The organism is Mesorhizobium xinjiangense (genome assembly GCF_009749525.1).
Lineage (GTDB): Bacteria > Pseudomonadota > Alphaproteobacteria > Rhizobiales > Rhizobiaceae > Mangrovimarina > Mangrovimarina xinjiangensis.
Genome location: NZ_WOAC01000004.1, coordinates 250357 through 262615 on the forward strand (window position 1 = coordinate 250357; position 12259 = coordinate 262615).

Annotated in this window: 6 protein-coding genes and 1 pseudogene; 6 read left to right on the plus strand and 1 reads right to left on the minus strand. The window is 61.9% G+C overall.

Features of this window, described 5'->3' with window-relative positions; all coding sequences use genetic code 11:
• The first annotated feature begins 155 nt into the window (after positions 1–155).
• On the plus strand, positions 156–2273 hold the full coding sequence (locus GM909_RS07025; RefSeq protein ID WP_157015488.1) for a TonB-dependent siderophore receptor: 2118 nt from the start codon (positions 156–158) through the stop codon (positions 2271–2273).
• A 160-nt stretch (positions 2274–2433) separates the two neighbouring features.
• On the opposite strand, the gene GM909_RS07030 is transcribed toward GM909_RS07025, so the two are convergent.
• On the minus strand, positions 2434–3327 hold the full coding sequence (locus tag GM909_RS07030) for a helix-turn-helix domain-containing protein (protein ID WP_157015489.1): 894 nt from the start codon (positions 3325–3327) through the stop codon (positions 2434–2436).
• Positions 3328–3567: 240 nt separating this feature from the next.
• On the opposite strand from GM909_RS07030, the pseudogene chrA reads away from it, so the two are divergent.
• The 5 genes and pseudogenes from chrA to GM909_RS07055 all read left to right on the plus strand — a co-directional run bounded on the left by chrA (position 3568) and on the right by GM909_RS07055 (position 12236).
• A pseudogene (gene chrA / locus GM909_RS07035) lies at positions 3568–4796 on the plus strand (chromate efflux transporter).
• A gap of 131 nt (positions 4797–4927) precedes the next feature.
• Positions 4928–6847: a PhoX family protein gene (locus GM909_RS07040; RefSeq protein WP_157015490.1), complete on the plus strand. Its 1920-nt coding sequence runs from the start codon at positions 4928–4930 to the stop codon at positions 6845–6847.
• A gap of 543 nt (positions 6848–7390) precedes the next feature.
• Positions 7391–9340: a PrkA family serine protein kinase gene (locus GM909_RS07045; protein WP_157015491.1), complete on the plus strand. Its 1950-nt coding sequence runs from the start codon at positions 7391–7393 to the stop codon at positions 9338–9340.
• Between the two features lie 22 nt (positions 9341–9362).
• Complete coding sequence (locus tag GM909_RS07050) at positions 9363–10676, plus strand: YeaH/YhbH family protein (RefSeq protein ID WP_157015492.1); 1314 nt, start codon at positions 9363–9365, stop codon at positions 10674–10676.
• Positions 10677–10688: 12 nt separating this feature from the next.
• Entirely contained in the window at positions 10689–12236 is a 1548-nt protein-coding gene (locus GM909_RS07055; RefSeq protein WP_157015493.1) for a SpoVR family protein, read from the plus strand.
• Positions 12237–12259: the final 23 nt, after the last annotated feature.

The window sequence follows — 12259 nt, forward strand, 5'->3', positions numbered from 1 at the left end:
CCGCAAGGCTGTGTCAGGCAAACTTTGGTGCAGTCCAGGGCTCGGGCAACCTCGCATAGGGGCGATGTTTCGCCCGCCGCCCTCAATCAAGCCATTCGGCAGCTGCCGGCCTGCCGGCGGTCAACATAAGCAATTTCAAGCTCTGGAACCTGGCCATGAGAATCGAAACGACGGGCGGCAATCACGAACGGGTGCGTGTCAGAACCGCTCTATTGCTGGGCTGCACAGCGCTGGTCGCCCTGCCCTCGACGTCATTGCGGGCCCAAGAGATTGAGAATTCCGGTTCTGCCACCGTTCTCGAGACGATCACCGTCAAGGGCGGCGGCGATGACGATGCGAACTCGATCGTCGCCACCCAGACCACCAGTGGCAGCAAGATGGCGACGGACATCCTCGACACCCCCGCTTCGATATCCGTGATCACAGCCAAAGAGATGGAAGAGCGCGGGGTTAAGAATGTCGAGGACGCGCTGAAATATACCGCCGGCGTGACAACCGACTTCTACGGCTCGGACGACCGTTTCGACTTCTTCAAGATCCGCGGCTTCGACGCCTTGACCTATCGTGACGGGTTGCGGCTCGGCGCGCCGTTCGGCGGCATCCGCGAAGAGCCTTACGCCTATGAGCGCATCGAGGTACTCAAAGGTGCCAATTCGACCGTCTTCGGCGTCTCGGACCCCGGCGGATCGGTCAACTTCGTCACCAAGCGACCGAAGCGCGAACGGTTCGGCGAAGCCTATGTCACGGGTGGCTCTTTTGACCACGCCGAGATCGGTTTCGATTTCGGTGACAACGTCACGGCGGACGATACCTTGTCCTTTCGCATGACAGGCAAGTTGCAGAATGCCGATGCCGAGTACGATTATTCCCGCGATGACGAAAAGTTCTTCATGGGCGGCCTGACATGGCGCCCCACCGACATGACCAACCTGACTGTTGTCTACGACCATCTGGACAAGGACGGCGTTCCCGGCGGCGGCGGCCACCCCGTCGGTACGGATTTCGACCGGAGCCGTTTCTTCGGTGAGCCGGATTTCAACTATCGCGGCGTGGACCGGGACAGCGTCAGCGTCATGTTCGATCACGATTTCGGAACCGGGCTGACCTTCAACGCCAATGCGCGCTACAGCGACGAGAGCAGCAATTTCGGCTACGCCTATATTTCCGGCACGCCGACGGATGGATCGACGATCGCAGAGCGGGCCTTCTTCGCCAACGACTCCGCGGCCGAACGGTTCATCATCGATGCACACCTGCAATACGACACGAGCTTCGAATTCGTGGACAGCCGGACGCTGGTCGGCGTCGAATATAACAATACGTCGTCTACCAACAACGGCTATTTTTCCAACGACGCGCCCGGCATCGACTGGACGAATCCGGTCTATACCGGCGCACCGGAATCGGTTCCGCCCTACACCAGCACCAACACCGACCAGAAGACCACGGCCATCTATGTCGAGCAGAACCTGACCTTCGCAGACAGGCTGATTGCAACCATCGGCCTGCGCAACGATTGGATCGACATCTCGGAGACGAACAATCTCGCCGGCACGACGAGCGACGGCGACATCAGCGAACTGACCAGCCGTTTCGGCCTGACCTACCGGTTCACCAATGAGTTTGCCGCCTATGCGAGCTACGCGGAATCGGTGGTTCCCGCTTCGCTGGGCGTCGAACCCGAACGCGGCGAGCAATATGAAATCGGCGTGAAGTACCGGCCTGACGCTTTCCCGGCCCTGTTCACCGCTTCCGTCTACGATCTGACGAAGAACAACATCACACGCACCAATCCGGCCACCGGCTTCGAAGAGGCGATTGGCGAGGTGCGGGTCCGCGGCATCGACCTCGAGGCCAAGGCGGAGATGATGTATAATCTCAGTCTCACGGCTGCCTATTCCTACATGAAGTCCGAAATCGTCGAAAACGGAGCGGCCGGCTTCGAGGGTAACGAGTTGTCGTTCGTACCGAACCAGGTTGCGTCGCTCTGGCTCAACTACGATCTTAAAGGCAACGGAACCATTGGTGACATGACATTCGGACTGGGTGCGCGCTATCAAAGCTCCTACTACTTCGACAACGCCAACACGCAGTGGACCGGTGACAGCATCGTCTTCGACGCCGCCTATACCTACGATATCCGGGAGAACACCACGTTCGAGGTGAATGTAAGCAATCTGTTCGACGAGAAGTACGTCGCTTATGGCGGCTTCGGCGCAGATTTCTACAATCCCGGCCGTGCCGTTTTCGCGACCCTGCGCCACACTTGGTAACGATATGCCCCACCCGCGGCCATTTGCGGGTGGGGCAATACCCTCGGCTGACGCGCGTTCGCTTCAAACGGAAACGTTTGAAGCAAAGATATGCACGCCAGATCAATATGTTGGAACATGTACCTTTCGCTCAAATGTTTCCGTTTGAAGCGAACGCGCGCTAACCGACCTGCCGCAATCGGCGCCACGCGGCCGGCGTTTCACCGACAATCTGCCGAAAGGTTTTTGTCAGATGCGCCTGGTCGGTGAAGCCAAGCCGGGCGGCGATGTCGGCGACCGTCAGATCGCTTTCGGCCAGCATTTCCTGGGCGAGTCCGACCCGCCGTCCAAGCTGCCACTGGAGCGGCGTTTTGCCCGTCGTCTGCTTGAAGACATTGGCGAACCAGCTTTCGGACAAGCCGACCGTCGCGGCCATTTCGGCAACGCTCAGGCGGCAATCGCCATGGGCGTCGGCGCGCGCTATCAGCTTGTTCATCTGCGCCTGGGTGAGCCTGCCATTGCCCGGCTTGACGTCGTGATCCGGGATATCGAGAAGGCCGGTCACGATGCTGCCGACGAGGCTTTCGCCGTAGACCGCGTGTTTCGACGGATTCGACACCTCGTCGACCAGCAGGCCGGCCAGCGCTTCGATCGCCCCGACATCCTGAATTTCCACCGGGCGGCGCATGGCGCCAAGCGCGGCCGATGTTCCAACCGAAGGCGCGAGAAACCTCAGCATCCGCTCCCTGTGCACATGCAGGTCCAGATGCGAGAAGCGATGCACTGAGGTGAAATTGGTCCACAGGGGAACGCCGGCGGGCACATAGATCGCGCGCGTCATCGGACGATAATGCTGTGTTGCTCCCCCTTCCCGGTTGGTCATCCGGATGTGAGGCGACACGTCGTTGAAAAAGACCACGATGCGCGGATCGGGCGACAGATAGTATCCCCTGGCCCCGGCCTGGCCTTCGGCATTCCAGAATACGCTCATCAGCCCATCGAGGCCGCGCCATTTGACAGGCGCGAGCACCCGAATGCCTTCCGTATAGCACGTCATCGAATGCTGGTAGCTCATTGCACAAGCCGCTTGGCCGACAGGCCGGTTTAAACATGAATATGACTATCATGCTTATTCGTCGTGGCAAGCCGCTTGCGGCCGATCGAGATCGAAGGTGCGGATCGGTGCGCAGCAGTCGAGGTGGATTTCCATGGCAGCGGACAACCGACCCGTAAATGATCAAAAGCCCGGCGGGTTGACACCGATGAAGCAATGACCCCTCGTTTGCCGACTTGGAACAACGGGCGAGACAAACGGATGAACGACGCCACCGGCGACACGGTTACACATGGCAAAGGCCGCAAAGGAACCGCCGGCGAGGTCTTCGCCGCATTCCTCAAGCTCGGCGTGACCTCCTTCGGCGGCCCGATCGCCCATCTGGGCTATTTCCGCGATGAACTGGTGACCCGCCGGAAGTGGATCGACGAGAAGGGCTATGCCGATCTGGTCGCGCTGTGCCAGTTCCTGCCCGGCCCGGCGTCCAGCCAGGTCGGCTTCGCGCTCGGACTTTTTCGCGGCGGCGCTCTGGGCGCGGCGGCGGCCTGGACGGCCTTCACCCTGCCCTCGGCGATCCTGCTCGTGCTGTTCGCGCTCGGTGCCGGCGCCTTCGGCGGGCCAATCGGCTCCGGCATCATCCACGGGCTTAAGGCCGTCGCCGTTGCCATCGTGGCGCAGGCCGTCTGGGGCATGGCGAAAACCTCTGCCCCGATAAGGAACGCGCCAGCATCGCGCTTGCAGCCGTGCTGATCGTGGTCCTCGCCGCCGGTTCGCTCGGGCAGATCGCCGCGATCGTGGCTGGCGGTCTTGCCGGGCTGTGGCTGTGCCGGTCGAACGGCAAGGCGGTTTCCGGCCATATGAGCTTCCCCGTCTCGCGCGGCGTCGGCGTGGCCTGCCTTATCCTGTTCTTCATCCTGCTTTTCGGCCTGCCCCTGGCCGCCGCAGCGACCTCCGCGCAAGGGCTGGCGGTGTTCGAATCCTTCTATCGCGCGGGCTCGCTCGTCTTCGGCGGCGGGCATGTCGTGCTGCCGCTTCTGGAGTCCGGCGTCATGCGTCCAGGCTGGGTGACGGCCGACCAGTTCCTGTCCGGCTATGGCGCGGCGCAAGCCGTACCGGGCCCGCTGTTCACCTTCGCCGCCTATCTCGGCGCGGTGCTCGGCCCTGAGCCCAACGGACTTCTCGGCGCGGCCATCGCCCTCGTCGCCATCTTCCTGCCGGGCTTTCTTCTGCTCATCGGCATCATCCCGTTCTGGGACGCGTTTCGCGCGCGACCGACCGCCCAGGCGATCATGCGCGGCACCAATGCCGCGGTCGTCGGCATCCTGGGCGCCGCGCTCTACCAGCCGGTCTGGACCAGCGCCATTCTCGGGCCGTACGAGTTCGCATTGGCACTCACCTGTTTCGTGCTCCTCATGGCCTGGAAGGCGCCGCCCTGGGTCGTGGTCGTCGTCGCGGCGACGGGCGGGGTGCTGATCGGACTGGCCGCCTGAAATCCGGGTGATGCAGGCGTGGTCGCCGCCGCCCACAGGCCGTGTCACCAAACCGTTAAACCGCCCGGCTATCAGGAAATGTGGATTGGCATGCGCCAGACGCGACCCAGCGAGACAGCCAGGAGAAGACGATGACCGACATCGACGCAACCGCGATATCTGCCGACGAATGGGACGAATTGAACTTCCCGCGGTCTGAGGAACAGGAGTTCGACCGTGTCGTCGAGCGCGCGATTTCGCGCCGCGGCTTTCTGGGCGGCGTGCTCGCTTTCGGGTCCGGCGCGGCGGTCATGGGAACGGGCCTCTTCAATTCCACCTCCGCGCTGGCTCAACATGCCAGCCGCTTCGCCTTCAAGCCGGTTCCGACCGCCACCGACGGTACGGTGCACGTGCCCGAAGGCTATTCCTGGAGCAGGCTCATAAGCTGGGGCGATCCGCTTTTTGCCGAGGCGGACGGCGATTTTGCGCAGGAGACCGGCGGCAGCGTGGAAATGTCGGACAAGGTGTTCGGCGAGAACACCGACGGTATGGAGCTCTTCATGATCGGCGATGCCCAGGTGATCGCCGTCAACCACGAATACACCAACACCAAGGTGAACCTTCCCGCAAGCCATGCCGACGGCAAGGCGGGCGACGCCGACGGCGTGCGCAAGCTCCAGAATCTTCAGGGCGTGGCCGTGATGGAGGTCCGCGAGGGTGAGAATGGCTGGCAGGTCGTGAAGGACAGTCCCTTCAACCGCCGCATCACTCACAACACGCCGATGCGTATTGCCGGGCCCGCCGCCGGGCACGATCTGATGAAGACCGAAGACGACCCGACGGGCACGGAAAGCCTGGGCACATTCAACAATTGCGGCGCCGGCAAGACGCCGTGGGGCACGTACCTGACCTGCGAGGAGAACTTCAACGGCTATTTCGGCGCCACCGGCGAGATGCCTTCCGATGAAAAGATCGCCGCCGGCTACCAGCGCTACGGCATCGGCGCAGAAGGACGCTATGGCTACGAAACGTTCGATGCGCGCTTCGATGTCAGCCGGAACCCGAACGAGCCGCACCGCGCCGGCTGGATCGTCGAGATCGATCCGTCCGACCCTGCCTCGACCCCGGTGAAGCGCACCGCGCTCGGCCGCTTCAAGCACGAAAACGCCGCCTGCGTACTCGCGCCCGACGGCCGCGTCGTGGTCTATATGGGCGACGACGAGCGAGGCGAGTTCCTCTACAAGTGGCTGTCGCGCGACGTCTATGTGCCGGGCGGCGACACCTCGACGCTGCTCGACGAGGGCACGCTCTACGTCGGAAAGTTCAACGACGACCAGACCGGCACATGGCTGGCGCTCACGCCGGAGGCGACCGGCATGGCGGCGGCCGAGATTGCGATCTTCGCCCGTACGGCTGCATCGAAAGTGGGCGCGACCACGATGGACCGTCCCGAATGGGTGGCCGTCAACCCGACGGCGATCGAGGCCTATTGCTGCCTGACCAACAACAGCCGCCGCGGTGCCGGCGATGACGGCGAAATCCGCACCAATGCGGGTGGAGACGCGATGGCTGTCAGTGCGGTGAACCCGCGCGAGACCAACAATTACGGCCAGATCGTCCGCTGGCGCCCAGCCGGCGACAACCACGCCTCGTCGATATTCGAGTGGGACCTCTACGTCATGGCGGGCAACCCCTCCGTCCACAGCGAGGGACCCTATGCCGGCAGCGCCAATATCAACACCGGCAACATGTTCAACTCGCCGGACGGCATGGTCATCGATACGACCGGCATGATCTGGATCCAGACAGACGGAGACGACAGCAACGAAGGCGATGCCGCAGGTCAGGGCAACAACCAGATGCTTGTCGGCGACCCGGCGACGGGCGAGATCCAGCGCTTCCTCACCGGGCCCTTCGGCTGTGAGGTGACAGGGCTTTGCTGGTCGGCCGACCGCCGTACGATGTTCGTCGGCATCCAGCACCCGGACGCCCCCTTCCCCGACGGCAAGGACATGCTGCCGCGCTCTTCGATCATCGCGATCAAACGCGACGACAACGCCCTTTTGGGCTGAGTCGGCTGCGCCGATCGGGCGTGCCCTCACCGGCACGCCCAAACAACGTCCTGCCCGGATGTCCGTCCCGCGACGAGCCCGGTGCAATGACCGCCTTCCACGGCCCTGCCATTGCGAGCGCTACCGTCGCAAACCGCCTCAGGCGACGCACCCCTCCCCCGGATCAGGATTTTTGCACAACAGACCGTTATGCGGGGGCGCACTTTGCCCGCGTGATATGATACATTGCGATTGTCCGAATCATGGCCCGCGTGCACCTGAAGGATGCATCTTCACGGGTTTCGATCGCATTTGATCCAAGGTGTACGTCTATCGTGCCGGAATGAGGATCTGTTCGGCGATGGCGGCATTAGCGCGTAGCACTTGCGAAGCACCCAATCGAGGGCAGCCAATGGCGCACCATAAGGTGGGCACGGCGCATGTGGTCCTTTCGAATAGCACCGCTCGCCGAAATGTGAAGGAACGAAGAGGGCGCGAATCTATTCAATCTGAAGTAATGTCGAGAAGGACTATCGGGGAGGAGAGAACCCTGGCGAGGTAGCGATGCGTGGGAATGAATCCGACGTCTTTGAACTGTTTTCGGAGATCTACTCCGGTGCTGCACAGGAGGAGATGAGCCTGCAGGAATATCTGCTGGCCTGCCGTGACGACAAATTCATGTACGCCACGGCGCCCGAGCGGATGATGGCAGCCATCGGCGAGCCGACCCTTGTGGATACCAGCAAGGACGAGCGTCTCGGCCGCATCTTCGCAAACCGGACGGTCAAGCTGTACGATTCCTTTGCCGATTTCTACGGCATGGAAGATACGATCGAACGGATCGTCGGCTATTTCCGATACGCCTCCCAGGGCCTCGAAGAGCGCAAGCAGATCCTCTATCTCCTCGGCCCCGTCGGTGGCGGCAAGTCGTCGCTGGCCGAGCGACTGAAGTCGCTGATGGAGGAATATCCCATCTATACGCTCAAGATCGGCAACCAGATGAGCCCGATCATGGAATCGCCGCTCGGCCTGTTCAATCCCGAACGCATGGGCGATCTGCTGGAAGACAAGTACGGCATCGCGCGGCGCCGGCTGACGGGCCTGATCTCGCCTTGGGCAACCAAACGCCTCGACGAGCTCTCGGGCGATATCTCCAAGTTCAGCGTCGTCAAGCTGATGCCGTCGAAGCTGCGCCAGATCGGCATCGCCAAGACGGAACCCGGCGACGAGAACAACCAGGACGTTTCGGCCCTGGTCGGCAAGGTCGACATCCGCCAGCTCGAGCATTTCAGCCAGTCGGACCCCGACGCCTATTCCTATAGCGGCGGCCTCAACCAGACGACCCAGGGCCTGCTCGAATTCGTCGAGATGTTCAAGGCGCCGATAAAGGTCCTCCACCCGCTTCTGACGGCGACCCAGGAAGGCAGCTACAACGGCACCGAGAATTTCGGCGCCTTCCCCTATCAGGGCATCGTCGTGGCCCATTCCAATGAATCGGAATGGCTGCAGTTCAAGAACAACCGCAACAACGAGGCCTTCCTCGACCGCATCCTCGTCGTCAAGATCCCCTATTGCCTGCGGGTCACCGAGGAAAAGAGGATCTACGACAAGCTGCTGCGCGAAAGCGACCTGTCCAATTCGCCCTGCGCGCCCGAGGTGCTCGATATCCTCAGCCGCTTCACTGTCTCGACGCGGCTGGCCGAGCACGAGAACTCCTCGCTCTACACCAAGATGCGGGTCTATGACGGCGAGACCCTCAAGGAGGTCGATCCCAAGGCGCGGTCGGTGCAGGAATATCGCGACGCGGCGAGCGTCGACGAGGGCATGACCGGCGTGTCGACGCGGTTCGCCTTCAAGATTCTTTCGGAGACGTTCAACTACGACACCACCGAAGTCGCGGCCGACCCGGTGCATCTGATGTATATTCTCGAACACGCGGTCAAGCGCGAACAATTCCCCAAGGAGACGGAAGGGGCCTATCTCGAATTCCTGAAATCGGAACTGGCCACGCGCTATGCCGAGTTCATCGGGCACGAGATTCAGAAGGCCTATCTGGAATCCTACAGCGAGTACGGCCAGAACCTGTTCGACCGCTATATCGCCTATGCCGACGCGTGGGTCGAGGACCAGGACTACAAGGATCCCGACACGGGCCAACTCTTCGACCGCGACGTGCTGGACAACGAGCTGTCGCAGATCGAGAAGCCGGCCGGCATCGCCAATCCCAAGGACTTCCGCAACGAGGTGGTGAAGTTCACCCTGCGCGCCCGGGCGCGCAACCAGGGCCGCAACCCGTCCTGGACCAGCTACGAGAAATTGCGCGAAGTCATCGAGAAGCGCATGTTCGGCCAGGTCGAGGATCTGCTGCCGGTCATCAGCTTCGGCTCCAAGAAGGATTCGCAGACCGAGAAGCAGCATGACGAGTTCGTGCAGCGAATGGTCGAACGCGGCTACACCAAGCGGCAGGTTCGGCGGCTGGTCGACTGGTACATGAGAGTCAACAAAGCGGGCTGAAGCTCAACATGCAGGACGCCCCATGCCGAACTTCATTGATCGACGCCTGAACCCGAAGGACAAGAGCCTGGGCAACCGCCAGCGCTTCCTGCGGCGGGCACGCGACGAACTGAAACAGCATATCAAGAAGCACGTCGCGACCGGCAAGATCGCCGATATCGATTCCGACCAGGCCGTGCCCATTCCGGCTCGCGGAACCGGCGAGCCCCGCTTCGAGCAGGCCCGCGACAGCGGTCGGCGCGAACACATCCTGCCAGGCAACCGCGAATTCACGCCGGGAGACCGCATCCCCAAGCCGGAATCGGGCGGCGCCGGCGGCCCGGACAATTCGGGCCGCGAAACGCAGGACGATTTCCGGTTCATCCTGTCGCGCGACGAGGTCCTCGACATCTTTTTCGAGGATCTCGAACTGCCCGACATGGTCAAGCTCAGCCTGAAGGAGATCGTTGCCTTCAAGCCGCGCCGTGCCGGCTACTCCGCCACCGGATCGCCGACCAACATCAATGTGGGGCGCACCATGCGCAACAGCCTCGGCCGCCGCATCGCGCTGAAACGTCCTCGGCAGGAGGACCTTGACGCGATGGCGGAAGAAATACGGGCGCTGGAGGCAGTGTCTCAACCCGATACCTCGACGCGCGACAAGATCGCCGCGCTCAAGGAAGAGCTCGATCGCCTCAACCGCCGGCGCAAGGTGATCGCATATGTCGATCCGGTCGACATACGGTTCAATCGCTTCGAGGCCCAGCCGCTGCCCAACGCCAACGCCGTCATGTTCTGCCTGATGGACGTTTCGGGCTCGATGGCGGAGCGCGAGAAGGATCTCGCCAAGCGCTTCTTCGTGTTGCTGCACCTTTTCCTCAAGCGCCGCTACGACCGCACCGACATCGTCTTCATCCGCCACACGCACGAGGCGCACGAGGTCGACGAACAGACCTTCTTCTACAGCACCCAGAGCGGCGGCACCGTCGTCTCCACGGCGCTCGAGAAGATGTTGCAGGTCATCGATGAGCGCTATCCGAGCAAGGAATGGAACATCTACGCCGCGCAGGCGTCGGACGGCGACAATTTCGCCACCGATTCGCAGCGCTGCATCGGCCTGCTCGACAGCGAGATCATGAAGCGCTGCCAGTATTTCGCCTATGTCGAGATCATCGACGAGCGCGAGAGCGACATTTTCGGCACGACCGAGAACGGCACCTCGCTGTGGCGCTCCTACAGCCGGATCGACGCGTCGTGGCCCAATTTCCAGATGCGGCGCATCGCCAAGCCAGCCGACATTTACGCAGTGTTCAGGGAGCTCTTTGCACGCCAGAGCTCGTCATCGAGCGACAATTGAAGGACAAGCGGGATGGCATCGAAGACGCGCTCCGGCCCGCTGATCTCCAATTCCGATTGGGACTTTGCCAGTCTTTCCCGCGTCTATGACGCGATCGGGCAAGCGGCCGAGGATGAACTCGGGCTCGACATCTACCCCAACCAGATGGAGATCATATCCTCCGAACAGATGCTCGACGCCTATTCCTCCATCGGCATGCCGCTGATGTACAGGCACTGGTCATTCGGCAAGCAGTTCCTGCAGCACGAACAGCTCTACCGCAAGGGACTGCGCGGCCTGGCCTACGAAATGGTCATCAATTCAAACCCTTGCATCGTCTATCTGATGGAAGAAAACACCATGGCCCTGCAGGCCTTGGTGACGGCACATGCTGCGTTCGGCCACAATCATTTCTTCAAGAACAACTATCTGTTCCGGCAATGGACCGATGCCGGCGGCATATTGAGCTATCTCGATTTCGCCAAGGGCTACGTCGCCCGTTGCGAAGAGCGCTACGGGGTGGCGGCGGTCGAATCCATGCTGGATGCCGCCCATGCGCTCATGGATCAGGGCGTGTTCAGCTATCGCCGGCCGCCGCGCCTTTCTTCGGAGAAGGAGCGCGAGGGCTTGCGCGAAAAGCTCGAATATGAAGAGCGCTCCTACAACGATCTGTGGCGCACGCTGCCGCCGACAAAGGACCAGGACGGGGCAGTGGACGACGATGCCAAGGCAGACGAACGCAAGAAGTCGCTGAACCTGCCGGAAGAGAACCTGCTCTATTTCCTGGAGAAGAACAGCCTGGTGCTGGAGCCCTGGCAGCGCGAGATCGTCAGGATCGTGCGCATCATCGCGCAATATTTCTATCCCCAGCGGCAGACCCAGGTGATGAACGAGGGCTGTGCCTGTTTCGTCCACTACACGATCATGAATGCGCTGTTCGACAAGGGCATCGTAAGCGAAGGGGCGATGCTGGAAATCCTCAAGAGCCATTCCAACGTCGTCTTCCAGCCCGGCTTCGACGATCCGCGCTATTCGGGAATAAACCCCTATGCGCTCGGACTGGACCTGATGCAGGACATCCAGCGCATCTCGATGGAGCCGACGTCGGAGGATCGCGACTGGTTTCCCGACATCGCCGGCAACGGCAACTGGCGCGAGACGCTGCTCGAGGCCTGGGCCAACCATCGCGACGAATCCTTCATCCGGCAGTATCTGAGCCCTGCCCTGATCCGCAAATGGCGCCTCTTCGTGCTCGCCGACGAGGCGCAGTCGTCGCATTTCGAGGTCACGTCCATTCACAACGAGCGCGGCTATGAAAAAGTGCGCGGCGCTCTGGCGCACGCCTATGACATCGGCACGAAACGGCCCGACATCCAGGTGGTCGATGTCGATCTGCTGGGAGATCGCCAATTGCGGCTGGCGCACACTGTCAGGAACGGACTGATTCTCGAGGGAAAGACCCGGGACACGACGCTGCGCCACATCCGCAAGCTTTGGGGTTATGAGGTTAGCCTCGTGGGGCGCGACGCCGACACCGGCGCCACGCTGTACGAATGTGCAACCGACGAAGCTGCCGACTGACAGCGCGGCGCCTCGCCGGGTGC